The sequence below is a fragment of the Corynebacterium hiratae genome, from assembly GCF_009708045.1.
Lineage (GTDB): Bacteria > Actinomycetota > Actinomycetes > Mycobacteriales > Mycobacteriaceae > Corynebacterium > Corynebacterium hiratae.
The window spans coordinates 355,086-381,902 of record NZ_VIOG01000001.1 but is presented as its reverse complement, the minus strand read 5'-3'; the positions used below and the strand labels follow the sequence as shown (position 1 = coordinate 381,902).

The 26,817-nt window shown below is 58.9% G+C and carries 24 protein-coding genes and 3 pseudogenes; 21 read left to right on the top strand and 6 right to left on the bottom strand.

All coding sequences use genetic code 11. The annotated features are described in order from the left end of the window. Positions 1 to 331 precede the first annotated feature (331 nt). The 19 genes and pseudogenes from FME68_RS01730 to der all read left to right on the top strand — a co-directional run bounded on the left by FME68_RS01730 (position 332) and on the right by der (position 19,121). Positions 332 to 1,426 carry a hypothetical protein gene (locus tag FME68_RS01730; RefSeq protein WP_158395560.1) on the top strand — a complete coding sequence of 365 codons (1,095 nt, stop codon included), beginning with the start codon at positions 332 to 334 and terminating at the stop codon, positions 1,424 to 1,426. Between the two features lie 543 nt (positions 1,427 to 1,969). Further along, on the top strand, positions 1,970 to 2,284 hold the full coding sequence (locus FME68_RS13145) for a hypothetical protein (protein WP_230308842.1): 315 nt from the start codon (positions 1,970 to 1,972) through the stop codon (positions 2,282 to 2,284). Positions 2,285 to 2,846: 562 nt separating this feature from the next. Beyond that, positions 2,847 to 3,797: a tetratricopeptide repeat protein gene (locus tag FME68_RS01720; protein ID WP_158395558.1), complete on the top strand. Its 951-nt coding sequence runs from the start codon at positions 2,847 to 2,849 to the stop codon at positions 3,795 to 3,797. Continuing rightward, positions 3,797 to 4,780, top strand: coding sequence for an HAD-IIA family hydrolase (locus FME68_RS01715; RefSeq protein ID WP_158395556.1), 984 nt, complete (start codon positions 3,797 to 3,799; stop codon positions 4,778 to 4,780). The genes FME68_RS01720 and FME68_RS01715 overlap by 1 nt, the downstream gene beginning before the upstream one ends. Next, a complete protein-coding gene (locus tag FME68_RS12995; protein WP_195914075.1) occupies positions 4,771 to 4,932 on the top strand; it encodes a hypothetical protein in 162 nt (53 codons plus the stop codon). Before FME68_RS01715 ends, FME68_RS12995 begins: the two co-directional genes overlap by 10 nt. Positions 4,933 to 4,972: 40 nt before the next feature. Continuing rightward, positions 4,973 to 5,782 carry a TlyA family RNA methyltransferase gene (locus FME68_RS01710; RefSeq protein WP_158395551.1) on the top strand — a complete coding sequence of 270 codons (810 nt, stop codon included), beginning with the start codon at positions 4,973 to 4,975 and terminating at the stop codon, positions 5,780 to 5,782. 26 nt (positions 5,783 to 5,808) lie between these two features. After that, positions 5,809 to 6,690, top strand: coding sequence for an NAD kinase (locus FME68_RS01705; RefSeq protein WP_046649256.1), 882 nt, complete (start codon positions 5,809 to 5,811; stop codon positions 6,688 to 6,690). Between the two features lie 39 nt (positions 6,691 to 6,729). Continuing rightward, positions 6,730 to 8,406, top strand: a complete 1,677-nt coding sequence (recN, locus tag FME68_RS01700) for a DNA repair protein RecN (RefSeq protein WP_328287677.1) — start codon at positions 6,730 to 6,732, stop codon at positions 8,404 to 8,406. A gap of 26 nt (positions 8,407 to 8,432) precedes the next feature. Then, a complete protein-coding gene (steA, locus tag FME68_RS01695; protein ID WP_158395549.1) occupies positions 8,433 to 9,617 on the top strand; it encodes a putative cytokinetic ring protein SteA in 1,185 nt (394 codons plus the stop codon). Continuing rightward, positions 9,617 to 10,576, top strand: coding sequence for a copper transporter (locus FME68_RS01690; protein WP_158381033.1), 960 nt, complete (start codon positions 9,617 to 9,619; stop codon positions 10,574 to 10,576). Before steA ends, FME68_RS01690 begins: the two co-directional genes overlap by 1 nt. Next, positions 10,577 to 11,214: pseudogene (locus FME68_RS01685) on the top strand (NUDIX domain-containing protein). It begins immediately after the preceding gene. Positions 11,215 to 11,255: 41 nt separating this feature from the next. Continuing rightward, the gene (gene xerD, locus FME68_RS01680) at positions 11,256 to 12,134 is read left to right on the top strand and encodes a site-specific tyrosine recombinase XerD (RefSeq protein WP_158395653.1); all 879 of its coding nucleotides are present in this window, start codon (positions 11,256 to 11,258) and stop codon (positions 12,132 to 12,134) included. 45 nt (positions 12,135 to 12,179) lie between these two features. After that, the gene (locus FME68_RS01675; protein ID WP_158395547.1) at positions 12,180 to 13,292 is read left to right on the top strand and encodes a hypothetical protein; all 1,113 of its coding nucleotides are present in this window, start codon (positions 12,180 to 12,182) and stop codon (positions 13,290 to 13,292) included. 185 nt (positions 13,293 to 13,477) lie between these two features. Then, entirely contained in the window at positions 13,478 to 14,350 is an 873-nt protein-coding gene (locus tag FME68_RS01670) for a ParA family protein (RefSeq protein WP_046649257.1), read from the top strand. A 9-nt stretch (positions 14,351 to 14,359) separates the two neighbouring features. Further along, positions 14,360 to 15,156 (top strand): annotated as a pseudogene (locus FME68_RS01665) (segregation and condensation protein A). Positions 15,157 to 15,172: 16 nt separating this feature from the next. Continuing rightward, on the top strand, positions 15,173 to 15,787 hold the full coding sequence (gene scpB, locus FME68_RS01660; protein WP_049154960.1) for an SMC-Scp complex subunit ScpB: 615 nt from the start codon (positions 15,173 to 15,175) through the stop codon (positions 15,785 to 15,787). 85 nt (positions 15,788 to 15,872) lie between these two features. Next, complete coding sequence (locus FME68_RS01655; RefSeq protein WP_071409678.1) at positions 15,873 to 16,790, top strand: pseudouridine synthase; 918 nt, start codon at positions 15,873 to 15,875, stop codon at positions 16,788 to 16,790. Beyond that, positions 16,790 to 17,500, top strand: coding sequence for a (d)CMP kinase (cmk, locus tag FME68_RS01650; protein WP_049154964.1), 711 nt, complete (start codon positions 16,790 to 16,792; stop codon positions 17,498 to 17,500). Before FME68_RS01655 ends, cmk begins: the two co-directional genes overlap by 1 nt. Then, the gene (der, locus tag FME68_RS01645; protein ID WP_158395545.1) at positions 17,493 to 19,121 is read left to right on the top strand and encodes a ribosome biogenesis GTPase Der; all 1,629 of its coding nucleotides are present in this window, start codon (positions 17,493 to 17,495) and stop codon (positions 19,119 to 19,121) included. The genes cmk and der overlap by 8 nt, the downstream gene beginning before the upstream one ends. Positions 19,122 to 19,149: 28 nt before the next feature. On the opposite strand, the pseudogene FME68_RS01640 reads toward der, so the two are convergent. From FME68_RS01640 to FME68_RS01620, 5 genes and pseudogenes are all read right to left on the bottom strand, one after another. Then, positions 19,150 to 19,757, bottom strand: a pseudogene (locus FME68_RS01640) (response regulator transcription factor). 2 nt (positions 19,758 to 19,759) lie between these two features. After that, on the bottom strand, positions 19,760 to 20,869 hold the full coding sequence (locus tag FME68_RS01635; RefSeq protein ID WP_158395543.1) for a sensor histidine kinase: 1,110 nt from the start codon (positions 20,867 to 20,869) through the stop codon (positions 19,760 to 19,762). Next, entirely contained in the window at positions 20,866 to 21,663 is a 798-nt protein-coding gene (locus tag FME68_RS01630; protein ID WP_070516231.1) for an ABC transporter permease, read from the bottom strand. The genes FME68_RS01635 and FME68_RS01630 overlap by 4 nt, the downstream gene beginning before the upstream one ends. Positions 21,664 to 21,675: 12 nt before the next feature. Further along, complete coding sequence (locus FME68_RS01625; RefSeq protein ID WP_158395541.1) at positions 21,676 to 22,614, bottom strand: ABC transporter ATP-binding protein; 939 nt, start codon at positions 22,612 to 22,614, stop codon at positions 21,676 to 21,678. An 87-nt stretch (positions 22,615 to 22,701) separates the two neighbouring features. Beyond that, a complete protein-coding gene (locus tag FME68_RS01620) occupies positions 22,702 to 23,544 on the bottom strand; it encodes a class I SAM-dependent methyltransferase (protein ID WP_070510777.1) in 843 nt (280 codons plus the stop codon). A 109-nt stretch (positions 23,545 to 23,653) separates the two neighbouring features. Here FME68_RS01620 and FME68_RS01615 point away from each other — a divergent pair, with 109 nt between their 5' ends. After that, positions 23,654 to 24,643: a CE1 family esterase gene (locus tag FME68_RS01615; protein ID WP_083306681.1), complete on the top strand. Its 990-nt coding sequence runs from the start codon at positions 23,654 to 23,656 to the stop codon at positions 24,641 to 24,643. 10 nt (positions 24,644 to 24,653) lie between these two features. Here FME68_RS01615 and FME68_RS01610 read toward each other — a convergent pair whose 3' ends face one another. Beyond that, entirely contained in the window at positions 24,654 to 25,772 is a 1,119-nt protein-coding gene (locus FME68_RS01610) for a site-specific DNA-methyltransferase (protein ID WP_230308841.1), read from the bottom strand. A 663-nt stretch (positions 25,773 to 26,435) separates the two neighbouring features. Here FME68_RS01610 and FME68_RS01605 point away from each other — a divergent pair. Next, complete coding sequence (locus FME68_RS01605; protein WP_046649242.1) at positions 26,436 to 26,642, top strand: antitoxin; 207 nt, start codon at positions 26,436 to 26,438, stop codon at positions 26,640 to 26,642. Positions 26,643 to 26,817 lie beyond the last annotated feature (175 nt).

The following is a 26,817-nucleotide window of genomic DNA, read 5'->3' as shown; positions in this document are numbered from 1 at the left end:
ACGCGACACCAGCGGATTGTGGTGTCGCCAACATCAACTATGAAAGAAAACCCCCTTGCAGTACCGAGTACGTGGAACACCGGTACCAACTACGCGGACTCGCGGTACCAACTACCCCAAATCGACACCTCGCGCTGATACTTTCTAGGAACTTATTTCAGCTACACTAATCAAAATGGTTGAACTAGCGTTCGGCGTTGCTTTTTGCGGATCTAGCCCGGGCTACGAGATTCGGTGGACGGATTCGGCGCTCAGTTTTCTAATGTCACGAGCATTGAGTTGTCATTCGTAGAAATCCAGTTGGAGGTGTCTTGAGATGCTCTTAAGGAAAATGCTCTCTCCTGCAACTGTAATCAGAGTGAATGTTCTTGTGGATGCGTACGTGACTTCATTTCTTGCAGCTTCTGTAGGTTACCTGACAGTAGAATCTGGTCTTGATGGTCAAGGTGCTTTGCATGCGGTGGGCACGGGCATTGTTATTGGGACAATTCTGTCGTTGCCGCTTGCACGTCTCGGAGATGTCGTGGGCGAAGCTAGCGTTCTCGGCTGTGTGCAGATTTTTCAGGTTGTCGCATATGTTGTTCTTGGAATAGTCCCTGGTCAAATCCCATTGATGGGTGCTTTGGTTGGAATCTTTTTGCTTGGAAGGTTTGTTTCGCCTCTGAGAGGTGCTCTTCCTCCACGTTACCTGCAAAAAGAGGAGCTAGTTAGTTTCAAAATTGGGCTACGAACAGCAACGTTGACTGTCGTTCTACTTGGGACAGCCACCGTATCATGCGTTCTGCTTTTTGATATCTCGATTCGAACCTTTGCTTCGTTGCTTGGGATTTTTGGATATTTTGTTTGTATGCTCGCGACGCAAGTATTGAAGAAAAATCAAGGGGTCGACGTTGTACGCCGAGCTTCAGTTTCCGTCAGATTTTCATTGGCAACAGATGTATGGATTTCTTGTCTAAAGGTCTTTGTTACATTCGCAATTGTCACAACCGGTTCCGTTCTAGTGCCGTACATACTGGCATCCAAGGGAAGTAAGCTTAGTTGGTTGCTATTGTGCTCTGTATTTATAGAAATTGCGATTAATTATGTTATCCAGAAGAACTCTCGCTTCAAGGAAGGAGGTGGGGCTTCAAATTTCGCCTTACTCTTGCTAGCAGTTGCTTTGGGGGTGTTCGGCGGGATTCTCTTAGTTAGCAGTGCTGTGCTCTTACAATCAATGATTGTCTTTTCATTAGCCTTGATGGCGGTATTCTGCTTAAATCATACCGCCCGGACGTTCGCAACTATTATGGCTTGGCAGTTTCAGTATGAGAAAGGTGATGATAAAGATCGGACATTTGTAGTAGCTATATTTTCGATGGCGTCAGCTTTTGGGATCGGGTTTGCAAATTTAATAGGTGCAAAAATTTACGAAGTAGTAGGTGTGTAAATTCATAATGAAGGATATCTTCGAAAGCCCGAGAATTAACAGTAGGAATAGACGTGGGCGCTGGTACCCACGACATGAATCTTGGATGCAGTGCGCACGAGCGCGAACTTCGACGCACCCATGCGCGAGCCCTAGTAGTCCGTCTGGTCGAGTGAATTAGTCTATTAGCAGTGTCGGTGGCCGTCTATTGGAATGGTTTATTTGCGACCAGCGTTTTAGAACAAGTGAATGAATGCGGCGGCTAAGGGGGCAGGTCTTTCAAATCAGCTTGTACTTCTCCTCGATCTGGAATCATTGGTGACCTTCATGAGTGCACTTCTAAGTCTGCGTTCATAGCCCTGAGGACAAGCAATCACACGGGTTCCTGAACCCCATAACCTCATCATTTAAGGGACTACATGCCTGACGTTTTAAGTCTTTAGCGCTCCCGTATATCGTCGGCCACCAGCACTGTATTGATAGCGGGATGTCGTTTCCTTTTCGCGCTTTATAACTAGAATGAGGTCGGTATCAACTCTTGGCGGGATAGCGAAGGAGAACGCGATGAGGTTCCCGCAGACGTCGGCTCCTTTTACTCATTCTTATAACCCGGTCTTCCTGAAGGAACTGAAGGCTGTTCCCTACGGGAGAAAGAACGAGAACCCCTCTCCCTACAACCTTTGTCCGGTCTTTGAATCAGTAGAGCCTGTTCCGCAAGTGCGCGATATCCGTGGTGGGCTTGTGTTTTTCGGAGCGATGGTCTTGGCAGCGGGACTCATCTTCTTTGTGGGCTTGCTTCTTAACAGCTTCAAGGTTCCGGTTCTCTTGGCGTTTCTTCTTGGCGCGTTGCTTTTTTTATTTTTTGTTTCTCATCGCTAAGCATGCGCTGTTTGCTCTTCGCATTAATAGGGCCTGGAAGAATGGCTGGATTGACTTTTATCCGGTTCTCCTTGGCAGTCTTTTTCACGATGAGGAGAATGCCAGGCGTGGGAAGAAGGGGAATTTTTATGCCACGAAGGCGTTGGTCGTGGCGCCAAACGGCGAGTCCCGGATGCTCGAGGTGTCTGTGGAAGGGCTGAGTCGGGACCGAATGATGAGGGAAGGCGCTGTCTTGGCGCGTGACCGCCAGGGGATCCGCCTTGATGCAATCCGCAATAATGGGTGGACATTCTGGGCCGTCGTTCGTGGTCGGCCGTTGGACGACGGAAGCGTGGAACATGGGCTGTCCGCTTCACAGGTGGCTGCGGGCTTGGATCGCGTTCGGCATGGTTGGCCATTGGATCGGCTTGATTCCTTGCCTGATGGCCCGTGAATTTTGACTATTAGCCATGGTTGTGGGTCATTTCACTCACCAGTCGGTGCATTGCCGGTTTCGGGCCGCTGACCTGTACACTGGTTCGGTACATACGGACGCGTCTACCGCAGAAAGTGCATGGATTTAATGTCTGAATCTAACTCCCGCGACCACGAGCGTGGCCGCGAAGGTTCCTCGGAAAGCAACCGGGGAAATAACCGCTCTGGTGGCCGGAAGTTTGAGAAGCGTGGCGGCGCATCGGGGCGTCGAGAAGAGCGTCGCGGCGATCGCCGCGATGATCGCCGTGGCGGTCGCGCTGGTGCTAAACCCCGTCGTGGGGATCGCCGCAACGATCGGCAGGGCCACGATCGTGATAAGCACAAGGCCTCGCATCCGCAGCGTTCGGGCTACCGTGAGGAGCGGATCAATCGCCGCATGACGGACCCGGATCTGCCATCTGATATCGATATCACTGACCTCGATCCTTCTGTGCTGCAGGACCTCTCCTCGCTATCGAAGGAAAACTCCGAAGCAGTGGCCAAGCATCTCATTATGGCGGCAACGTGGCTTGATGATGACCCGCAGCTGTCACTTCGCCACGCGCGCGCAGCAAAGGATCGTGCTGGACGCGTATCGGTTGCGCGTGAAATGAATGGAATCGCCGCCTACCGTGCTGGGGAGTGGAAGGAAGCTCTGGCGGAGTTGCGTGCTGCGCGCCGCATTTCCGGTGGCCCTGGATTGCTTGCCGTGATGGCGGATTGTGAACGCGGCCTTGGTCGCCCAGAGAAGGCCGTGGAATTGTGGCGCAGCGAAGAGGCCAAGGAGCTGGCACCGGAGGATGCCATCGAGTTGGCAATCGTGGCTGCAGGTGCACGCTTAGACATGGGTCAAGCAGATTCTGCTGTGGTCACGATTCAGCGCGCGCAGCCGAACAAGGACGCCACAGGCGTGTCTGCCTGCCGCCTTTCTTATGCTTACGCCAATGCTCTGCTGGAGGCCGGCCGTAAGAATGAGGCACAGGAATGGTTCCAGCATGCGGTTGACATCGATGAAGGAGACTGGACCGACGCCGCGGAGCGCCTGGCCGAATGTAAATAATGAGTATTCTCAAGACCCACGATTCGCTGCTGCTAGATCTTGACGGAACCGTGTGGGAGGGAGGACAGGCCCTCCAGTGCGTCGTTGACGTTATTAACTCCTGTGGTGTTCCCGCGGTGTACGTGACGAACAATGCTTCCCGCAGCCCCCAGACCGTGGCTGGCATGCTGGGAGAAATTGGACTGAAAACGGATGCCAACCATGTTGTTACCTCCGCGCAAGCCGCAGTCAAGATTGCCCGTGAGGACTTCCCGGCAGGAACCAAGGTTCTCGTTATCGGCGCTGACTCATTCCGCACTCTGGCCCGTGAGGCAGGGTTCGAAGTAGTCGACAGCGCCGATGATAAGCCTGCGGCAGTGTTGCAAGGCATGGATAAGTCGGTCGGTTGGGAACAGCTTTCCGAGGGGGCATTTGCTATCAATCAAGGTGCGAAATACTACGCCTCCAACCTCGATACGTCGCTGCCGACGGAGCGAGGAATGGCCGTGGGCAATGGCTCGCTCGTCGCGGCTGTTGTTTCGACCACGGGCGTTGAACCTATTTCTGCAGGCAAACCGGAGCCCGCTATGTTTACGCAGGCGGCCAAGCTGGTGGGGTCGACCAAACCCCTTGCTGTCGGCGACCGTCTGGACACCGATATCGTCGGTGGTAATAACGCAGCGATGGATACGTTCCACGTGTTGACCGGTGTGTCTCGTGAGCTGGCGCTTATTGAAGCCATTCCGGAGGCACGTCCCAATTTCATCGGCGCGGGCTTCCACGAGCTCTCCCTCTCGGAAGCACAGGCACGACCAGGAGCCCAGGGTGGATTCCGGGCGCGGTATGACGGCTATGACATTGTCCTCCAAGGAGGCGATGAGAAGTCGACTTCGGTCGAGGCGCTGCGCACGGTTTTGGAAGTAGCTTGGGCGGGCGCTGAGCCTCCTCGCTATATTCAGCCGCGGAGCGAGGCTGCTGAAAGGGTAGTATCCGCATGGCGGTAAAGCCCCATGACCCGCGGGCGGTGCTTGCCCCAGAAAAGCTGGATGCGTCCATCGCCGCGATTCTTAACGAGCCATCGGAGACTCTTGAGCAAGAGTTGACCCAGCTGGACCGGGCTCATGCCGTGCTGCGGGATGCGCTGCAAGACAACTAGCGCTTCACGCCGAGGAATCTAGGGGAAAGAGGATTTACTTATGCCACCGCAACGTCGCCGTCTTGACGCGGAGTTGGTACGCCGCAAGATCGCGCGCTCACGAGAGCACGCCGTTGAGATGATCAAGGCTGGCCGCGTGACGGTTGGTGGCTTTAAGGCCACCAAACCCGCGACTGTGGTGGAACCAGAGGCTTCCATCAAGGTCGAGGCCAGCGAGGGGGATGACTGGGCCTCGCGAGGTGCACACAAACTGCTCGGCGCTCTTGAAGCCTTTGACGTGGACTTAAAAGGCAAGCGCGTGTTGGATGCGGGGGCTTCGACCGGCGGCTTTACTGATGTCTGTTTGCGTCGCGGTGCGGCGGAAGTGTTATCGGTTGACGTGGGCTACGGGCAGCTGTTGTGGCGCCTCCAAAATGATGAGCGCGTTACCGTGCTAGACCGCACGAATATTCGTAATCTGACCCTAGAGCAGACCGGTGGGCCGTGCGATGCGATGGTGGGTGACTTGTCTTTTATCTCCTTGAAATTGGTATTGCCCGCAATCGTGGAGTGCATGGTCGATGGCGCGTGGTTGTTGCCCATGGTCAAGCCACAGTTTGAAGTAGGTAAGGACCGTATTGGCGCCGGCGGCGTGGTGCGGTCACCCGAGCTTCGCGCGGAAGTAACCAAGGACGTGGCGGTCTTCGCTCAGGAGCTCGGCCTAAGCGTAAAAGGTGTGGCTGCCTCCCCGCTACCGGGACCGAGCGGTAACGTCGAGTATTTCCTCTGGCTGGTCAAGGACGGGATGTCCACCCCGGAGGATAGGCTGGACGTACTGATTGATACGGCAATTAAGGAAGGACCTCAGTGAGCACTACCAGCGCCGCGGATGGCACCATGCGCCGTGAAATTCTTCTTGTCCCGCACGCCAGTCGCGAGGAAAACCTTGCCGCCACCCACCGGGCCGCGGAGCTGCTGCAGGAGGCAGGCATTAAGGTGCGCGTCTGTGCTGCGGATACTGTGCTTCCCGGGCTGCAGCACGTCCGGCATACACCAGCGGCAGCAGAGGGCTGCGAACTGGTGTTGGTGCTCGGAGGCGATGGCACGTTCTTGCGCGCTGCGGATATGGCCCGCGCCGTGGACGTTCCGGTGTTGGGCATCAACTTGGGGCACGTGGGCTTCCTCGCAGAATGGGAAGCGGAGTCCCTAGACCGTGCGCTCGTGCGCGTCATCGAGCAGTCCTATGACGTCGAAGACCGCCTGACCATCGACGTGAGCGTCTTCGATTCGGAAGGCGCGTTGCGTGAGCGCAGCTGGGCGCTGAATGAGGCGTCGATTGAAAACCTCAACAGGTCCGGAGTGCTTGATGCCATCCTCGAAGTGGATGGCCGCCCAGTATCCGCTTTTGGGTGCGACGGTGTACTTATTTCTACCCCTACGGGCTCCACGGCTTATGCCTTCTCCGCCGGCGGCCCTGTGCTGTGGCCTTCGCTCGATGCCATCCTGGTGGTGCCGAATAACGCGCACGCATTGTTTACCAAGCCGCTCGTGGTGTCTCCGGATTCACAGGTAGCGGTGGAATCGGCATCGGCAACGACTCCCGCCGTGGTGATCCTCGATGGTTTTCGGGAAATCTCCATGCCCCCAGGCTCACGCGTGGAAATCGTGCGCGGTGAACGGCCGGTGCGGTGGGTTCGCCTTGACCACCAGCCTTTCACTGACCGGCTTGTGTCCAAGCTGCGCCTTCCCGTGGAAGGCTGGCGCGGACCGCGGCATTAACCTGCTCTAGCGCGTAACCAGGAAGGAAGATAACTCTCCGTGCTCGTTGATATCAGCATTTCTGATCTCGGTGTAATTGAAAGCTCCACCGCGGAGCTTTCGCAGGGGCTCACCGTGCTCACTGGTGAAACCGGTGCTGGCAAGACCATGGTGGTAACCGGCTTGCGCCTGCTCGCGGGAGGGCGCGCTGATGCCTCGCGCGTGCGCGAAGGAGCCTCCAAAGCTGCCGTCGAAGGGCACTTTTCTTCTGACTCGAAGGCCGTGGCGGAACTAGTCGAGGAAGCCGGGGGAGAGCCCGATGAGAACGGCGAATACATCGCCTCCCGCACGGTGTCGGCTGCGGGACGCTCGCGGGCCTACCTGGGTGGGCGAGCGGTGCCGGCGGCGACGCTGGGGGAGTTCGCTTCCCATCTCATTACCGTCCACGGACAAAACGATCAGCTGCGGCTGCTGTCTACCGATCAACAGCTGGCGGCCATTGACCGCTTCGACCCTGCAGTTGAATCGGTCCGCGAAGCATATACCAAGGCATTTAGCCACTGGCGCGCGTTGGCCAAGGACTACCAGCGCCGGACAGAATCACGGCGTGAGCTGGCACAGGAAGTCGACCGGCTCCAGTTCGCGATAACGGAGATCTCGGACCTTGATCCGGAACCGGGCGAGGACGCGGAGCTCGTGACTCTCATTAAGCGCCTGCAGGATGTTGATGCCCTGCGCGAGGGAGCCGCCACCGCGCTGAGCGCTCTCGATGGTGGGGAAGGTTTCGGTGATGAGGACACCGCAGTCAATCTCGTCGGCACCGCTGAAACCGCGCTGGCTGGGGCCAGCGACGTCGAACTCGCGCGGCTCGGGGAGCGATTGAGCGAGGTCACCGCGCAATTGACCGATATTGCCGCTGAGCTCACCACGTATCTGGGAAATCTCCCCGCAGATCCCAACCTCCTCGAGGAATCCCTGCAGCGCCAACAGGAGCTCAAGCGCCTGACACGTAAGTATGCCGCAGACATCGATGGGGTGTTGGCCTGGCGCGACGCGGCAGAAGCGAAACTCGCGACGTTGGACACCTCCACCGAGGCCCTCGAAGCATTGAAGAAGGAGGTAATGGCGGCCGAAAAGACAATGGTGGCTAAGGCCGAGAAGCTCACCGCCGCCCGCACCAAGGCAGCGAAGAAGCTGGGGTCGCAGGTCACCGAGGAGATTCACGGCTTGGCCATGCCTCATTCCACACTGACGGTCGCCGTGCACAAGGCGAAGTACTCCAAGACGGGCGCGGATGAAGTGGAATTCCAACTCAACGGAAAGCCCTTGGCCTCGGCCGCCTCCGGCGGTGAGCTCTCCCGCGTCATGCTGGCGATGGAAGTGGTACTCGCCAGCGGCGACGGCACCACCTTGGTCTTCGACGAAGTGGACGCCGGCGTGGGTGGTCGCGCGGCGGTGGAGATTGGGCGTCGGCTAGCGCGCCTGTCCATCACCAACCAGGTCATTTGCGTGACCCACCTGCCCCAAGTGGCTGCCTATGCGGATTCGCACCTGCACGTGTCCAAGGAGAAATTCACCTCAGGCGTGGCGGATTTGAGCGCCGAGGAACGCGTCGAGGAACTCGCCCGCATGCTCGCTGGTCTTGATGACACCGCGACTGGCCGCGCGCATGCCCAGGAGCTCTTCGACCGGGCTCAAGCAGAAGTGGAGAGTTTCCGCGCGCCTTCCACACATTGAGCGCCTAACAGGGGAAACTGTCAGGCATGAGTCTGTTTTCCCGTAACACCGATCTGCCTGGAGAACACGGCGCGCTGCGTGATTGCACCCCGGGTGGCAAGGGCATGAAGAAGTTCAGCGCCGGTGACTTCGCAGTCATTAACGCCGCCAACATCTCCCGCCAAGAGGCCCAGACCCTCGTGGATATGAAACCAGCTGCTGTGATTAACGTGGCGGAGTTTTCTACCGGCTCCATTCCGAATTATGGCCCGCACATGCTTCTCGACGCCGACGTCACCCTCATCGAGGGGGTGGGCCAAGATTTCGTCAGCAACTTCAAGGACGGGAAGAAGGCGCGTCTTACTGAGGACGGGACGGTGTATGTGGGGGATACCCAGCTGTCTTCTGGAACGGTGGTTACCCGGGACCGCGCGGAGAAGAACTTCTCCTCCGCGCAACGCGAACTTATCGACCATATGGAAGCCTACTTTGGCAATTCCATCGAGTTCATCCACTCCGAAGGCCCGCTCCTCATCGATGGCCTTGGCGTTCCGGATGCCGGTTCCGTCATGGCGGGACGCAAGGTCCTCGTGGTGTCGCCCTCTGAGGAGCACCGCAAAAAGCTCACGCTGCTGCGCAACTTCATCCGCGAGTATGAACCCGTCATCATCGGTGTCGACTCTGCCGCAGATACGTTGGTTGAGCTGGGCTATCAGCCTAACTTCATCGTGGGAAATCCTTCGGAAGTGAGCTCTGAAACCCTGCGCAGTGGTGCCCAAGTGATTCTCCCAGCTGAGCCGGACGGCACTGCGGAAGGACTCGAGCGCATTCAGGATCTGGGAATCGGCGCGATGACATTCCCGGCTGCGACAGACTCAGCAACGGATCTTGCACTCCTGCTCGCGGACTACCACGAAGCGCAGATGATTGTGCAGGTTGGGGGCGCCCTCGATCTCGATGACATCTTTGCCAACGAGCCGAATGCCACGCCCGCAGCCCTGTTATGTCATATGAAGGCCGGTACGCGCCTCGTGGACGCGGACGCCGTCATCAACCTCTACACCGCGCCGAATTCCGGCGCAATGGGATGGCTGTGGGCGCTGCTGGGCATCCTCGTGGCGCTGGCCGTGGTCATCCTCATCGTGGGCCTGGGTGGCGATGAATCATTCCTGCAGAACCTGATCGATACGTGGAACAACTTCGCGTTGAGCGTGCAGGGGTGGTTTAAATAATGGGTTCGCCTAAATCCCTGATTGTCACCGGCCTTGGCTTCGGCGCAGCCATTGGTATTGCGTTGGGCACGTTGGTCATCGCACCGAACATGGACTCCACCCCGGGGCGCGGTGGGGAGTCCAACGACGAGGTCCGAGAAAAATACAGCAAGCTGGTGCTTGACCACAACATTGCGAAGGCCCAGCTGGATTCCGCTGATTCCGTGATGGGGGACCTCGGCCGTTACGTCGTCGACGGCACTCTAGTCCAGCGTCCGGTCATGGTACTCAGCATGCCCGACGCCAATGATGCCGATGTCACGGCTGTGAAGGATCTCCTCGGCTCCGCCGATTCCACCGACGCTGGAAGCATCAAGCTGACGGAAAAATTCCTGGCCCAGGAATCCGCAGACAAGTTGTTGTCCCTCGTCACCACCACGCTGCCGGCAGGAGCGAAGCTCGATAAGAAGAAGATCGATGCCGGTACTCATGCCGGCCAAGCGCTTGCTGCCGGGCTGATGATGGATGCAAAGACCACCCAACCGCTTGCCACCGTCGACGATCGGGCGACCTTGCTGCGTGCCTTGCGCGATGCCGGCTACATCGACTACAAGGATGGCACGATCCTGCCCGCTCAGGCGGTCGTAATCGTCGGCGGCGGCCTGACACCGGGAGAAGACGAAGACAGCGCTGGCAAGAAGTACGCTATCGACACCACCGTCAAGTTCCTGGAAGGTTTCGAGTCCGCGGACGCCGCCATGGTGTATGCCGGGCGCGTGCAGTCTGCAGGGGATGGCGGAGTGTTGGAAAAGCTGCGGGCGGCCAAGACTGGGATTAGCACCGTGGACTCCATCGACCACCCGGTCTCCCAGATGGCCAGCGTTTTGGCCGTCAAGGAGCAGCTTGATGGCGGCCGCGGCGTGTACGGTTCTGCAGCGAATGCCGAGGGCGCAGCGCCGGCGCTGCCGAAGGATCTCTAAATGCCACACGAGTTTCGTACGGTGGGAAGCGAGCTGCTTGTCGACGCCCCCATTATCGCCGTCCGCCGTGATGACGTTGTGATGCCGGGAGATGTCGTGGCGCAGCGGGAGATCGTCGAGCACCTCGGTGCCGTGGCCGTTGTGGCTTTGGACGAGGACAACCGAGTCGCCATGGTGGAGCAGTACCGCCACAGTGTGAGCAAACGCCTGTGGGAGCTGCCGGCTGGTTTGCTCGACGTCAAAGGTGAAGATGAGCTCAGTGCCGCACAACGCGAACTCCAAGAGGAGGCCGGACTGGCCGCCGAGGACTGGGGTGTGTTGACCGATCTGGTGACCTCCCCGGGCTTTTGTGAAGAAGCCGTACGAGTGTTCGTAGCGCGTGGGCTGCGGGGCGTCGCCAAGCTCGAGGCCACAGGTGATGAAGAGGCCGACATGGGTTTTCGTGGGTGCCGCTCGCGGAGGCCGTCGATCGCATCCTCGCCGGTGAGATTGTGAACTCTATTGCAGTGGCCGGAATTCTCGCCGCCTATGCCTGTGTGCGTGAAGGACGCACACCGCGGCCGGTTGATTCACCTTTCGAGTTGCGGCCGCAGTCGCTGGCTAGCCGGCGTACCGGACCGGATTTGAAGAAGCTGTGAGCAGCACGACTCCCGCTGCCGCCGCTGGGCAAGCGTGGCTGATGCACATCATGGTGGAAAAAGGTGCCTCGAAGAACACGGTGAGTAATTACCGGCGTGACATCAATCGCTACGTGTCGTGGCTAGCGGAATCTGGGATCACGGATTTGCGCCAGGTTTCTCGCGCGCACGTGGAGAACTACCTCATGTACCTGCGTGAATCCCTCGCCCAGTCCTCGGCCAGTCGAGCGCTGATCGTCGCGCGTGGGCTGCATAAATTTGCGCTCGCGGAGGGGATGATTGAAGAAGACGTCGCGGCGGAGGTTTCGCCGCCCAAGCGGGCCCAAGCGCTACCGGAGACCCTCAGCGTGGAGGATGTCGAGACTTTGCTCACCGCCATTCCCACTGATGAATCCGCAACCCCCATAGACATCCGCGATCGCGCTTTGCTGGAGGTTCTCTACGGCACGGGCGCGCGCATCTCCGAAGTGATCTCCTTGAGCGTGGATGACGTAACGGCTGAGGGGCCGACGTCCGTGCGCGATATTCTGCTGCTGAGCGGCAAGGGCGATAAGCAACGCCTCGTTCCGTTGGGTTCGCACGCGGTAAGAGCGGTCGAGCATTATCTCGTGCGGGCACGGCCGGTCTTAGCAACTGGAGCCTCCCACGCGCTATTCCTCAACACCCGGGGCAAGGCCCTGTCACGGCAAAGCGCATGGGCCGCCATCAAGTCCGCTGCACAGCGCGCGCACTTGAGCGCCAACATCTCTCCGCACACCCTGCGTCACTCCTTTGCTACCCACCTGCTGGAGGGTGGTGCGGATGTGCGTACAGTTCAGGAACTCTTGGGTCATTCTTCGGTGACCACGACGCAGATCTACACGCACGTGACTGCGGATTCGCTTCGCGAGGTGTGGCGCACTGCCCATCCACGCGCCTAAAGGCGCCTAGAATCAGTTCGATTTAAATCAATGAAAAGGATTTCTATGACTTCATCTGCTCGCGCTTTCCGGACCTTTCGCGGGGCTGCGATTGCTCTCGCGCTCACCGTATTTCCACTTGCCGGTGTTGCGGCCAACCCGGTGAGCGCGAAGGGCGGGCTCACAGGACTCGGCGCGGCAGTTGCTCATGCTCAGGATGCCACCATCCCCGTGCCGGCTGGACAAACCACGACGGTGTCCCTGCCGGTGCCCGTTGATGTCTCCGTGGCCGCCGATGGGTGGAGTGTGAGCGCCTCAGGTGGCACTGCTACGGTGACGGCCCCGCCAGCAGGTGGACAGATTACCGTTCCGGTGACCTACCAGGGCGTGACCATGACCATCGTGCTCGTTGCTGACGCCGATGTCACCGCCGAGGAACTCAACGACGCTGCCGAAAGTGTCGATCCGGGGCGCCTTGGTGGTGGCCAGCCGGGGCCGGAGGACGCAGAGAACCAACAAGGTAACGACGCAGAGAACCAACAAGGTAACGAAGAACTGGGTGGAAACGGCGACGTCACAGACGATGCAAGCGATGGCGGAGCGGCGACCGGTGCGGATAGTTCCAGCACCGGCCACGCGCAACCGCACCGTACGGGCCGTGGCTGGGAAGGCGTGGATGATTCCCACACGTCCTATGTCAACCTAGAATCCACCATCGAAGGCCAGACCATTCACGCCAAGCTAGGTTTGAAACAAGCGCTGGACCTTTATAACCGCTTCAAGCATCTTGAGGATGAAGGCGTCACGCTGCGTTATCTCAACGCGGAAGGGGAGTTCATCGAGGGCGTGAAACGCGACATTGATAAGGGCTCGCGCACCATGACCCTGACCTACCCAGAGGGCATGGAACCCGACAACCCCTTCATCATGCAGTTCATCACCGAGGACACCCAGTCGGCAGAGCTGGTGGTGACACTCACAGACCCAACCCGAGAGAACACCACCGACGTGCCTCCAGAGCAGCAGCTTGACAGCGACAGCGCCACGACAGCTAGCGAAGAATCAGGCACTGATACGGGCCTTGGCGCCGGCGCGGTGATAGCGGGGATTGCGGCACTCGGCATCATCGCATTGGTCGCTGGGTTCGCACTCCGTCGGTTCCGTTCGAACCGGAAGTAAAAGCTCTCGTCGTCTAGCTTCCAGGCTTTATGTGGCGGCTTTTGCTGGCTATAATCGCGATGCGGGTGCTCAAGGGGGTACCCTATAATCACAAGGATGTAAGAGTGCGGCGCCGGTGAGTGCCGCAGGGCTAACGCGAAGATGGCCTAACTAGAGCCGTACAGGTCAAGGAAGCAGGTGTGACTGTGAGCGACGAGGGACTGTTTGAGGCCTCCGAAACACAGGTCGGGTTGACCGGCCGGCCACTGCGGGAGCTTCCGGAACCAGAGCCATTGGAAAAGCATGGTCCCGCCACGATTATCTCCATGTGCAACCAGAAAGGTGGCGTGGGGAAAACCACGTCCACGATCAATATGGGAGCATGCTTGGCGGAGTTGGGGCGTAAAGTCCTCCTCGTTGACTTGGACCCGCAGGGCGCTCTGTCCGCCGGATTGGGTCTGACTCATGACCAGATTCAGGACACCATCTATGACGTCATGCTCGATAGTGAGGTCTCGGTGCATTCTGCCATCGTTCACACCGGCGTGGCGGGGCTCGACCTGGTTCCGGCCAACATTGATCTTTCCGCCGCAGAGATTCAGATGGTCAACGAGGTGGGCCGCGAGCACACCTTGGCTCGAGCGCTGCGCCCGGTACGCAAGGACTATGACTTCATCATCATCGACTGCCAGCCTTCCCTGGGCCTGCTTACGGTCAATGCGCTGGCCTGTTCGCAAGGCGTCATTATCCCGATGGAATGCGAGTTCTTCTCCCTGCGCGGCCTCGCGCTGTTGACCGACACCGTGGAGAAGGTTGCTGACCGCATCAATTTCGACCTGGAGATCATGGGCATTCTGGTCACCATGTTTGACCGTCGCACCCGCCACGCCCGCGAAGTCATGGACCGGGTAGTCGAGTACTTCGGGGATAAGGTCTTTGACACGGTGATTACGCGGACCGTGCGTTTCCCAGAGACCTCGGTAGCCGGTGAACCGATTACCACCTGGGCACCGAGCTCGCAGGCTGCCAAGCAATACCGCGACCTAGCTAAAGAGGTCATTGAGCGGGCCAACGGCTAGCCGCCTATTATGACCCAACCGGAGATCACCGGCTTTCGCATCGCGCTGGGCAATTTTGAGGGTCCGTTCGATCTGCTGCTCCAGCTCATTCAAGCGAAAAAGTTAGATGTCACCGAGGTGGCGCTGTCTGAAGTCACCGATGAGTTCGTGGCCTATACCCGAGCATTGGGGGAGACCGCGGACCTGGACGAGACGACGGAATTTCTGCTCATCGCCGCTACGCTTTTGGATTTGAAGGCGGCGCGTCTATTGCCGCGCGGCGAGGTCGATGACCTTGAGGACCTCGAGCTCCTGGAGACCCGAGATCTGCTTTTCGCGCGGTTGCTGCAGTATAAGGCTTATAAGCAGGTCGCTGACCAGTTTGCGCAGTGGCAGCGCGCCGCCCAGCGCCGCTATCCACGTGCGGTGGCGATGGAGGAGCGCTTCAGCGAGCTTCTTCCACCTGTCAAACTTGGACACACCCCAGCCACGTTCGCGGAACTCGCCGCCGGGGTATTCCGCCCCAAGCCTCCCGAGGAAGTCGCGACCGGTCACATCCACCAAGTCGCCGTCTCTGTGCCGGAACAGGCTGGAAAAATCCTTACCACGCTCAAGCTGTTAGGCACAGGGCAGTGGATGAGCTTTGATGCGTTAACGCGAGACTGCACCATTCCATGGAAGTGGTGGGCCGCTTCTTGGCATTGCTGGAGCTGTACAAAGCCAAGGCTGTGGATGCGTCTCAACCCGAATCCTTAGGCCCGTTGGAATTGTCGTGGACAGGGCTCGACGTGGATCCGGCCGTTGTTGCGGCGGCGAACTGGGATTAAGGTACGCTACCGACTCATGGAGGACACGTCACCCGCAGCACACAGTGAGGCCCCAGTGCCGAGCGCACCGGCGGCTCTTCCGCTCATCCCGCAATTGCGCTCACGCCTCGAATCGATCCTTCTGGTCATCGATTCACCCGCCAGCGCGGAAGAGTTGGCCCGCGTAGTAGATGCGGAGGTCTCCGTTGTCAGAGATATTTTGCGGGCAGTGGAGCGTGAGCTCACCGAGCGTGGCTCTGGCATTGACCTGCGTGAGACACCAGAAGGATGGCGTTTTTATACCCGCAAAGAAAATGCGGACGCCGTCGAGCAGTTCGTGCTTGATGGGACCCAAACCAAGCTTTCGCGCGCCGCACTGGAAACCCTCGCGGTCATCGCCTACCGCCAGCCGGTCACCCGCGCCCAAGTCGCTGGTGTTCGCGGTGTCAACGTCGATGGCGTTGTCCGCACGCTGCTTCTGCGCGGGCTCATCCGAGAGATCGAAAGCCCCGAGCCCACAGTCGGCAACGCACACCAGTATGAAACCACTGAGCTTTTCCTGGAGCTTCTGGGAATCGACTCCCTCGAGCGTCTTCCAGACCTCGCGCCGCTGCTGCCAGACATCGAGCAGATCGATGAGGACTACTCATAAAGGCCCACCGTGCGGTAGGATTGCGGCCGGACAACGGCGCGATTCCGCGCGCCGCAAATTGAAGAACTATTGAGAGGACACATCCGTGACTCCACCCGCTCGCCGCGATGGCACACCGGACAAGAAAAAGCGAGACAGCGACATGATTGTCTCGAACGCTAAGCCGGCCCGCCATCAGCACGTAAAGAAGAAGGCCACCGCCGATTCTGTCGCCCGCGACTTGGGCGCGGACTGGCTGGCAGACGGTAAAGCTAAGAAGAATTCCCAGAACCAAGGCGAACGCCTCCAGAAGGTGCTGGCCAAGGCCGGCGTTGCCTCCCGCCGCCATGCAGAGATCCTCATCGATGAGGGCCGCGTTGAGGTCAACGGCCAGGTCATCATCACCCAAGGCACCCGAGTTAACCCCAACACGGACGTGATCCGCGTCGATGGCACACGCATCAACGTCAACGAAGAAACTCAGTACTTCGTACTCAACAAGCCCCGCGGCATGCAGTCCACTATGTCGGATGACATGGGTCGTCCGTGCGTGGGCGATGTCGTAGCGGATCGGGTCGTGGCAGGCCAGCGCCTGTTTCACGTCGGGCGCCTCGATGCGGATACCGAGGGCCTTCTTTTGCTCACCAACGACGGTGAGCTGGCCAACCGCCTCATGCATCCTAAGTACGAGGTCACCAAGACCTACCTGGCCACCGTTTTGGGTGAGGCCGATAAGAGGCTGGTTCGCCAGCTGCGCGAGGGCGTTGAACTAGAAGACGGCCCGGCGAAGGCGGACTATGTGCAGATCGTGGACAAAAACCAGGGCTATTCGCTGGTGCGTCTTGAGCTGCACGAAGGCCGCAAGCACATCGTGCGCCGCATGCTGAAGGAGGCCGGCTTTCCGGTCCAGCGTCTTGTGCGCACCAAGCTCCACACCGTGCAGCTGGGCGATATGAAGCCCGGCTCCTTGCGCGCATTGAACTCCAACGAATTGACCAGCCTGTACAAGGCGGTGGGGATGTAATGATTTCAAACATGCCAAACCAGGGACTCGTTCTGGCCGTGGATGGCCCGTCGGGCACCGGGAAGTCCACGACCTGCCGCGCGTTGGCCAAGCGCCTCGACGCGAAGTATGTCGATACCGGCGCCATGTACCGCGTGGCTACCCTTGCCGTGCTGCGCGCGGGCGTGGACCCAGCGGATACCGACGCTGTCATCGCCGCAACCGCAAACCTGCCTCTGGAGGTCTCCGATGATCCGGATTCCACTCAGGTCATCTTTGCCGGCGAGGACGTCTCCCGCGTGATCCGCGAGGACGAGGTAACCCGCAACGTGTCGGCAGTATCTGCCATCCCGGAGGTACGCCAGAACCTCGTGGAGCTGCAGCGGAACCTTGCCGCGAAGGCACACCGTGCCATTGTGGAGGGTCGCGATATCGGCACCGTGGTGCTCGCTGACGCTCCCGCTAAGGCCTTCATGACGGCCAGCGCCGAGGTCCGCGCGCAGCGCCGCCACGATCAGAACCGTGCGGCGGGCATCGATTCGGATTTTGACACCGTGCTTGCCGACGTCGAGCGGCGCGACGCTGCGGACTCCTCCCGTGCCACCTCGCCGCTGCGCCCAGCCGAGGACGCCGTACTCGTGGATACCTCTGAGATGACCCCAGACGAGGTCCTCGATGCCCTCATCGCCGTCGTCGAAGAATCGGCCGCAAAGGAGGCCTCACATGACTAATGGACCGCAGAACCCAAACGTGAACCCCGAACAGCAGCCGGAAGAATTCGAGACGGAATTTCATTACCCGGTAGGCAAACTCGAGGAAGAGGTCGTGCGCGATCCGCACGGCGGGTGGGCGCAGAAGGATTTCGATTCTGAGGACTTCGACTATGAATTCGATGAGTCGGAATTCGACGACTCCGAGTTCGGCGAAGCCGATTTCGGCGAGGAAGAAGATATCGCTGAAGGTGAGAACCCGCTCAGCGAAGAAGAGTGGGAGGTGCTATCTCACGCCTTTGGCGTGGGCGAGGAGCACACGGAGGAAAACCTCTGCACAGTGGCCGTTGTCGGCCGCCCGAACGTGGGTAAGTCTTCCCTGGTGAACCGCTTCCTCGGGCGCCGCGAAGCGGTGGTGGAGGATCACCCGGGCGTAACGCGTGATCGCGTCTCCTACGTGGCGGACTGGAACGGCCAGCGCTTCTTCGTTCAGGACACCGGTGGCTGGGATCCGAACGTCAAGGGCATCCACGCCGCTATCGCGCGCCAGGCAGAACAGGCCATGGAGACTGCCGACGTTATCGTGTTTGTCGTGGACACCAAGGTGGGCATCACCGAAACCGATGCGGTCATGGCCCGAAAGCTGCAGCGCTCTGAGGTGCCCGTCATCCTCGTCTCCAACAAGTTTGACTCGGAGACGATGTACGCAGACATGGCCGAGTTCTACGCGCTGGGCTTGGGCGATCCGTGGCCGGTATCCGCCCAGCATGGCCGAGGCGGCGCCGACGTCTTGGATGAAATTCTGCGTTTGTTCCCGGAAGAGCCGCGCCATTCTTCGATTACCTCCGGGCCTCGCCGCGTGGCGCTGGTGGGCAAGCCGAATGTGGGCAAGTCCTCGCTTCTGAATAAGCTGACGGCGGAGGAGCGCTCCGTCGTGGACAATGCCGCCGGCACGACGGTCGACCCAGTTGACTCCTTGGTGCAGCTAGATCAGCGCCTGTGGAAGTTCATTGATACCGCGGGCCTGCGCAAGAAGGTTAAGAACGCGCAGGGCCATGAGTACTACGCTTCGCTGCGCACGCGCGGCGTGATTGATGCTGCCGAGGTATGCATCATGCTTATCGACGCCTCCCAGGAAGTCTCCGAGCAAGACCAGCGCGTCCTCAACATGATTCTGGAAGCCGGTAAGGCCCTGGTCATCGCCTTCAATAAGTGGGACCTTGTGGACGAGGATCGCCGCTACTACTTGGAGCGCGAAATCGATGAGAACCTGCGTCACCTGCCGTGGGTGACCCGCGTGAATATCTCTGCGGAGACTGGCCGCGCCCTGCAGAAGCTAGAGCCTGCCATGATTGAGGCTCTCGAGAGCTGGGACCAGCGCGTGTCTACTGGTCAGCTCAACAACTGGATGCGTGAGGCGATTGCTGCGAACCCGCCGCCGATGAACAACAACCGCCTCCCGCGCGTGCTGTTCGCTACCCAGGCCTCGACACAGCCGCCGACTATCGTGCTGTTTACCACCGGCTTTTTGGATGCGGGCTATCGCCGCTATTTGGAGCGCAAGTTCCGCGAGCGTTTCGGTTTCCATGGCTCGCCCGTGCGCATCGCGGTGCGCGTGCGCGAGCGCCGTCAACGCCGATAGCTAGTGTGGGCTGAGAGCACGCAAGCGTCTAGATCCAGCCGTTTGCCTCGGCGCGCGCGCGGCCTCAAATCGGTTACTTGCCTGTGTCTTCGTCATAATGGCGGACACGTGGTTGCGCACCGTACCGCCACTGAGATGGAGGTGTGCTGCGATATCGGCGGAGCCGAGGCCGCGAACCAGTAGGCGGCACACCTCGACTTCCCGTTCGCTCAGCGGGTTGTCGGGAGTAAAGAGTATGTCCTGAGCAAGCTGCGGATCGATGACACGCAGACCCGAGTGGACGCGGCGGATGGCATCGGCGAGTTCCTCCGGGGGAGTGTCTTTGACGAGGAAGCCATCGACGCCCGCGTTGAGGGCGCGTTTGACGTAACCGGGACGGCCAAACGTGGTGACGATGAGGCTGCGGCAGTGAGTATTGGCGATAGACTTTGCGGCATCGATACCGTTCATTCCGGGCATCTCAATGTCGAGTAGAGCGACGTCTACCTGATGCTCAGCAACGAGTGCGGCGACCTCGGCTCCGGTGGAACACTCGGCAACGACGTCGATGTCGGGTTCGGTACTCAGCAAAGCGGTGAGAGCGCCCCGGACCAGGGATTGGTCTTCGGCGATGAGTACGCGGATGTGTTCGCTCATAACTATCGCACCTGTTGAATCAGCCGGTGGCCGTCCAAGGCGAGGAGGACCGTGGTCACACCTTCGGCACGCTGAGTAATGACCTCGCCACCGACAGCTTCTGCACGGTGGCGAAGGCCGGCGAGACCCGTGAGGCCGTCGGCAAGCGCCTGCGTGGCATCCTCCGTGAAGCCGTTGCCGTTGTCCGTGACCTGGAGGGAATCCTCAGTGAGAATCACCCAGCACTGCGTGGCACCCGAATGACGTACAACGTTGGTGGTGAGCTCGCGCAGTGCCCACGAGAACAGATCTTCATGAGCCCGTGGCTGGGTGAGAGTCTCTGGAAGGTGAGCTTGGATTCCGGCGGTTTCCAGAATGCGCCGCGCGGCTTGAATTTCGCCAGCAAAGGTGGGGTTCTTCATGCGAGTAACAGTGGAGCGGACCTCGGCAAGGGATAACCGAGACAGCGAACTAATCTCCTCGAGCTCGGCAGCGGCCTTGGTAGGGTCGCGGTCGATGAGCCGGCGGGCCACTTCGGCCTTGAGGTTGATAGCCGTGAGGGTATGGCCGAGGAGATCGTGAATATCTGAGGCAATGTCTTCTCGTTGCTGGGCCAGATCCAGGTCGTGGCGCAACGCTGTTTCGGTGTCTTCGCGCTGGGAGAGGGCACCGAGCGCCAAAATAAGGAGGGGCCACCCGAAGAGAATGATTGCGAGGTCAACGAAGCGCGGGCGATCGAACAACCAGACAGGGATACTAGCTAGGATTCCAGTGACCGTGATGATCACGGCTGCGGTTTTGAGAGGCAAAGTGAAGGCTACCAAGGCCCCGAGGTAGGGCACGAAGACCACAATCCAGGCGCCGTGAGAAGGGACGGCGGCAAGCGCGATCAGCGCGAGAATAACCCACCGGATAGCTACTCGATGGTTATGGGACCACCCACGTGGATAGTCGTGCACCGTACCGAAAGAGACAAGGTAAGCAGCACAAAACACCGCGGTGATAATAACCGCCCAGGTTCGCTGGGCGGTGGAATAGCTGGGCTGGAGGAGGATCTGCAGCAGCACCGGTAGGAGAAAGATGAGCCAGACAGCGGCGAAAGCAGCGTCACGCGGTCTGAAGTTCCGCATCATGCTCGCTCCTTGTCGCGCTTGTGCAAAAGCAGGCATAGCCCGACGAACACCACCGTCCATACAGCGATATTAACGTATGCGTACCAGATCGGGTCCTCAATGAAGAGGCGTTCGCCATTGATCATCTGGGAGCCTTCAGAAAGAGGCCAACGGGCAAGCGCTTGCGCGCCATACATTGGGGTGAAGCGACCTACCTCCAACAGCGATTCCTTCAGCGGCATGAATACGTTCCCGGCAAACGCAAGTATGACGATGGTCGAGGTCGCTACGGAGACGGTGTTTTCCGAGGGAATGAGCATAGCGCAGGCCATGCCGTAGAAGCCGAAGGGAATGGCGCAGACAACAGTTATGAGAAAAGCTAGCGTCCACTGGTCCGGCTGCATGGACGCCTTTGTCAGCCCACCGGTAATGAAGACAGCGGCAATGGGCAGGATGGCACGAACCGAGATGTTGAGAAAGTTGGCAACGGCTAGCTGGGAAGACCGAAGGGGAGTCAGCGCTAGTTGGCGGCCCCAACCCGCGCGATTCTCTGCGACCATAGATCCGGCTGCACCCACAGCGCCAGTGGCTCCTGCATAGAGCGCCATGCCGATCATGACCAGTGCGGCGACATTCCCACCGTTGAATTCGATGTCGCCGTACTCTTGCATCGCGCCAAAGAGGATATAGAAAATGATTGGCAGGCCGATGCTGAAAAAGAGCGTGGGCAGGTCTCGGCGCAGACGTTTAAGGTCGTGGGCCGCGTAGTTGAGGGTTGTCCCGAGCGTGGGAGTTACGGCATTGTTGATGCTCATCGTGGGGTCTCCTTATGGGGTAGTCGTGTCGGGGGAAGCGTTAGAGAGCTCCATAAAGGAGTCTTCGAGGCTATGGCCAGAAATTGTGATGTCCCGGGCCGTGGTTTCGGTGAGTAAGTAGCGAGCAAGTGCATCAGAGTCTCGGGTCGTGATGGACAGACCGGTGTCTGTGTGCTCTTGATACAGCACTCCTGGGAAAGACTCGGTCTCGAGGTTGTCCGGGATGCCGTTGGGGAAGCTGGCACGGATGGTACGGGTGGCGTTTGCATTGCGGATCTCCTCGGTAGATCCATCAGCTTGAATCTCGCCCCTGTTGAGCATGATGATGCGTTGGGCAAACGTATCGGCCTCTTCGAGATAGTGAGTGGTGAGAAGAATCGTTCGCCCAGCGCTTGCCTCCTCGTGCATGGCCTCCCAAAAATGACGGCGGGCGCCGGCGTCCATGCCTGCGGTTGGTTCGTCGAGAAGCAGCACTTCCGGATCTCCCAACAAGGCCAGCCCGAAGCGCAGACGTTGTTGCTCGCCGCCAGAGCACTTGCCCACCCGACGCGAGAGGATAGAGCCCAAGTTGGCGCGCTCGATGATCTCCTTATAGGGGCGGTGGACGGGAAACGCGGCACCGAGAAGCTCAAGGGTTTCCTTCACGGTTATCTCCGGTAATAAGCCGCCAGTTTGCATGACGGCACCGATACGCCCACTTTTAGAGGCATGAGATGGAGAGGCGCCAAGCACACTAATAGACCCTGAGGTTGGGGTGGTCAGTCCCAGGATGAGGTCAAGCAGCGTGGTCTTGCCGGCGCCATTGGTGCCTAAGAGGCCGACGATTTCACCTTGCTGAATGCTAAAAGAGACGTCGTGAAGCGCGCGCACAGGGTTGCGGGAGGAGGCGTTGAAGGTCTTGCTTACACCGGTGACGTCGATTGCTGGTGGGGTGGTACGTGTCGTGCTCATACCTTCACGCTATGGCGCGAAGGTTTTCGCAGCGTAGACAGGGTGTCACGAATCCGGGATGACAGTTGTCATGGTTGACGGAGGTGGCTACTCACTTGAGCGCGCCAGCACGAAAGCATCAGTTCGGTACGGAATACGCAGGACCTGGCCGGGCTTAAAACCCATGTGCTCATAGAGGTACCAATTGAGGTTGTAGGTCATGCGCTCGTGGATTTTTTCCCCATTGCGAAGCCAATACGAGCGAGTATGCATTAGCTCATGCAGGTCCTCAGGGGCGAGCTCGTGTTCCCACGTAAGGCGCAGCTCCTCACGCAGTGTCCACGGCGCGGTAAAGGATGGGTAAAAGCCGGGACGGTGGACATCACCGGAGTGCATGATGCGGGAAAGACGCAGGATCCACGGGTCTGCATTGACGTCAAGGGTGTTCCATACCAAAAGGACCTTGCCACCCGGCCGAAGGATTCGGTCGAATTCTGCACATGCCTGGTCGACGTCGACCCAATGCCAGGTTTGCGCGCAGGTGAGGGCATCAAGGGAGGAGCTGGCGAGCGCTGTGTTCTCGGCGGTGGCGCGCCAGCACGGCACTCCGAGCCGGCGCAGGACACGCGTCATGTCGGGGGATGGATCGCTGGCATAGACGACGGAATTGGTCAGGGATTCAGTGAGCTTGCCGGTTCCTGCACCAACATCGAGAACTGTGTGTGCAGAAGCGATGAGCTGCGACACTTCGCGTGGGTAACCAGGGCGCACGTCATGGTAGGTCTCCGCGCCTTCGCTAAAAGCTTGCGCGGAATGCCTGCGTCGTTGGGCAGTGCCGAAGCTGGGCGCCTCCTTCCCCGAAGCCCGACGGTAGCTGGGGTAGTGCTCGGGCAGAGGGTGAGCGGGAGAGGCGCTGGAGGAAACAGATGGTTCGGAAGGCGAAGAGCACATGATGCTTCCAAACTTACCGTGGCGCTGCGGGTTCGTAGATGTCGGTGCGATGTTTTAAGGTGGACGAGGATTTATTGGCGCGCAGAAGTGAGAGTGTTGAGGGGGAACAATGGGTAAAACGTCTACAGCATGGCCGCGCCCAGTGCACACGCTCGTCGGTCTAGCGGCCAGCGCTGTCTGCGCGCTAGCGTTGGCGTCGTGTGGAACATCCCAGGAAGCCCCGACATCCCCGACACCTGAATCAGCATGGACAAATGATCTCGGTATCCCGGTAGCGCCCATGCTCGTCGGCCCTGAGCCGGGGCACACAAAGAAGATGAAGCTAGCCTCTGGGCGCAGTTTCCTACTTCACGTGCCTGAGAATTACACCCCGGAGCGCGCGTGGCCGGTGCTGCTTTCTTTCCACGGGTATACGGATTCGCCTGAGAATATGGAGAAGTACAGCCAGTTTGATGCTGCTGATGCCATCGTGGCTTACCCTGCTGGGGAGAAGGCGGCGTGGGCCCCAGCACCTTACGCAGTGACGAGCGCGGAAGAAGACCTCGACTTTGTGCGCACAATAGTGGATAGCCTGCGGGCCACTTATGAGGTGGACGACAATGCCATTTTCGCGGCTGGATTGTCTAATGGCGGAGGGTTTGCGGCCTTCTTGGCGTGCCGGATGCCAGGGACTTTTCGTTCAGTAGCTACCGTGTCAGCTGCATACTACGAAGGAATCCATACGGATTGCTCTGATCGTCCGGTAGGCCGTTTGGACATTCACGGAACTAAGGATCCCGTGGTCAACTATGAAGGCGGTGTGCGTCATGGCACGGCTTATTCTTCCGTTGCAGAGGTGCTCGGGCAGCATCAGAAACGCAACAAGTGCCGCGGCGACGTCGAGTCGGTGCGCCTCACAAACGGTGCGACCAGAGAGACGTGGACTGGGTGCCAGGCTCCGCTTCAGCACATCCGCATTGAGGGGGGATCTCACGTGTGGCCGGGTGGTAACAACTCCACGAAAATTGAGGTGGGCGAAGGCTTCGCCACCGATGCGGTGCTAGATTTCTTCGGAATCCCTGGCAGGCCCGAAGGCACAGAAGAGCATAATGTGGCCTAGAGCCGGGCTATCACCTCAAGGTGAAATGCGCACAAGGAGTATCGAGGGAGCGAACCCGCGCTAGACAGATATCCGCGACCGTTTCAAAACCCGCGTGGCGCGCGGCACTAGACGGCTCGGTGGGGTGGGGTATTTGGACCAAGTGGAATGAGCGTTGACCGTTATCCTCGCGGTTGAGCTCAACGACGGCTTGGGCAGTGGTTCCTGAGCCTGCAAAGAAATCAAGGACTACCGCGTCCGTGCCGCCGGTGATGGACAGTAGATGCTTGATGAGGCGCACAGGTTTGGGGAAGTCGAAGACTCCCGTGACACCAAGTGCTTCTTCGGCGTCACGACGGCCTGTTCGGGTTACCCCAAAACGCTCTCCATCGAGAATGGAACGGGGACGCGCACCCTTCTTTTCGTAGTTCTTGGTGTAGACAAAGCCGCGTCGAAAGACCAGCTCCTCATAATGCTCAGCGACCTTGTCTTTACCCCAACGCCACCGCGCGACGCCCGACTTGCCCTCCGGCTGGTGCGGCCAATATTCGTGGCCATTGGGGCCAACGATGGGAAAGTCGAGGCTTGGTAAGTATCCCAAGGTCTTAGAATCCAACCGCACGAGTGAATAATTCCCTTTCTCATCGCTGTGGTTATAGCGGGTTGAAGTGTGCGCTTCCAAGTCCAGGTTGAATCCGGCATTTGAAGGTGACTTGGCATAGCAAAGGATGTACTCGTGCTCGAGAACCGCATATTTGGAATCATTCTTCCCGGTCCCGCCCTTCTTCCAAATGAATTGCCCGGCGAAGCAGTCCTCACCGAAAACCTCGTTGAGTAGTAGGCGCAGGTGAGCGCTTTCTGACTCACCGATGGACACGATGATGAAGCCGGTATCGGCGAGCACATCACGAGCCAGGATCAAGCGTGGCAACATCATAGAAAGCCACTCGGCATGCCACTGCCCAAAATGCTGTGAGCGCATTTCTCGGCGTTGGCGGAAATTATCGCGGTAGACAAAATCTTTGCCGGTGTTATAGGGCGGATCAATGTAGATGATGTCCGCTCGCATCCCCTGTGCAATGAAATCCTTTAAGGCGTCGAGATTATCCGCCACCGTCACGCTGTTGGGGGCCGAATGAGGACCGCTCATCAGTGTTCTTGTGCGAGTGGCCTTGTTCGTGGCCTGCGCCGCAGCCGCCTCCTTACCCGGCCACACAAGGCCAAAGACCGATTTGCCATGAGGGGCTGAGGGAATGTCTAGCTCAGAGGAAGGCAGCTCTTCAGAACGACGAGCTACAGATTGGTGTGCGGAATGAGAATGAAAGGAAGGCATTGTGGTGCGCCGAGGTTTCGACTTCGATCTTTAAAGGTAAGTGAGCGGTCAATGACGTTGTGCAGTACGTGCCGCGCGACGCGGCAAGAATGAGCACATGTGAATTGTGTCCCAGAGTACAAGGGTTCACAAATGAGAGAGTGGCGGCACGCGCCAAGTTGTTGAACGAAAAGGGGTAACCGGAGGGGGTAGACTTTAAGAACGATTCTGAGAACTCTCAGTGTGTGAAAGTCTTCCTTTAACTCGTGCTCTAGATGTATAACGATTTATAACGTTTGTGGCGAAGAGTACGGCTCGTCGGTACGGTGGGGTGACGTGATGGCGCTCAGCTTGAATGTGGCGACCGTAGTGCACGTGCTTGTTGCGCGGGGAGCCGGTTAACGTCTCCCACTGTCACCGGCATTACGCAGTATTTGGCACATTCGAGCCGTGAGGGTCACCACTGTTAGGGCAGTATTTACTTAAGGAAGGAACAAAGTAATGGGTATTTTTGACAAGGCGAAGGATGCTCTGAACTCCGATAAGGGCGAGCAGATTTCGGATAGCGCACTGGATAAGGGTGCAGATTTTGCTAAGGGCAAGCTGGGTGAGGACAAGGCGGATAAGATTGACTCCGCTCGCGACCAGCTCGATGAGCGCATTGGCAACCAGGGTGCTGAGGCTCCCCAGGGGGATGAGCAGAAGTAAAGCGATTGTCGCGCTTGGTTCCGAACCACATCAAGGTTCCGGCGTTGTGTGACACGTAGCCTGAACGCTCAGGTGTCCCGTCCGCATAGCGGGCGGGACTGTATAAGTTTTACAGCAACGTATACTTTGGATTTGGGGTGACGGGGTGGATTGTCTTGCAGTGCGGGCAAAAGCT

Coding starts and splice junctions, on each gene's coding strand:
- FME68_RS01730 (WP_158395560.1), top strand. CDS start 332: ATGCTCTCTCCTGCAACTGTAATCAGAGTGAATGTTCTTGTGGATGCG.
- FME68_RS13145 (WP_230308842.1), top strand. CDS start 1,970: ATGAGGTTCCCGCAGACGTCGGCTCCTTTTACTCATTCTTATAACCCG.
- FME68_RS01720 (WP_158395558.1), top strand. CDS start 2,847: ATGTCTGAATCTAACTCCCGCGACCACGAGCGTGGCCGCGAAGGTTCC.
- FME68_RS01715 (WP_158395556.1), top strand. CDS start 3,797: ATGAGTATTCTCAAGACCCACGATTCGCTGCTGCTAGATCTTGACGGA.
- FME68_RS12995 (WP_195914075.1), top strand. CDS start 4,771: ATGGCGGTAAAGCCCCATGACCCGCGGGCGGTGCTTGCCCCAGAAAAG.
- FME68_RS01710 (WP_158395551.1), top strand. CDS start 4,973: ATGCCACCGCAACGTCGCCGTCTTGACGCGGAGTTGGTACGCCGCAAG.
- FME68_RS01705 (WP_046649256.1), top strand. CDS start 5,809: ATGCGCCGTGAAATTCTTCTTGTCCCGCACGCCAGTCGCGAGGAAAAC.
- steA (WP_158395549.1), top strand. CDS start 8,433: ATGAGTCTGTTTTCCCGTAACACCGATCTGCCTGGAGAACACGGCGCG.
- FME68_RS01690 (WP_158381033.1), top strand. CDS start 9,617: ATGGGTTCGCCTAAATCCCTGATTGTCACCGGCCTTGGCTTCGGCGCA.
- xerD (WP_158395653.1), top strand. CDS start 11,256: ATGCACATCATGGTGGAAAAAGGTGCCTCGAAGAACACGGTGAGTAAT.
- FME68_RS01675 (WP_158395547.1), top strand. CDS start 12,180: ATGACTTCATCTGCTCGCGCTTTCCGGACCTTTCGCGGGGCTGCGATT.
- scpB (WP_049154960.1), top strand. CDS start 15,173: ATGGAGGACACGTCACCCGCAGCACACAGTGAGGCCCCAGTGCCGAGC.
- cmk (WP_049154964.1), top strand. CDS start 16,790: ATGATTTCAAACATGCCAAACCAGGGACTCGTTCTGGCCGTGGATGGC.
- der (WP_158395545.1), top strand. CDS start 17,493: ATGACTAATGGACCGCAGAACCCAAACGTGAACCCCGAACAGCAGCCG.
- FME68_RS01635 (WP_158395543.1), bottom strand. CDS start 20,869: ATGATGCGGAACTTCAGACCGCGTGACGCTGCTTTCGCCGCTGTCTGG.
- FME68_RS01630 (WP_070516231.1), bottom strand. CDS start 21,663: ATGAGCATCAACAATGCCGTAACTCCCACGCTCGGGACAACCCTCAAC.
- FME68_RS01625 (WP_158395541.1), bottom strand. CDS start 22,614: ATGAGCACGACACGTACCACCCCACCAGCAATCGACGTCACCGGTGTA.
- FME68_RS01620 (WP_070510777.1), bottom strand. CDS start 23,544: ATGTGCTCTTCGCCTTCCGAACCATCTGTTTCCTCCAGCGCCTCTCCC.
- FME68_RS01615 (WP_083306681.1), top strand. CDS start 23,654: ATGGGTAAAACGTCTACAGCATGGCCGCGCCCAGTGCACACGCTCGTC.
- FME68_RS01610 (WP_230308841.1), bottom strand. CDS start 25,772: ATGAGCGGTCCTCATTCGGCCCCCAACAGCGTGACGGTGGCGGATAAT.
- FME68_RS01605 (WP_046649242.1), top strand. CDS start 26,436: ATGGGTATTTTTGACAAGGCGAAGGATGCTCTGAACTCCGATAAGGGC.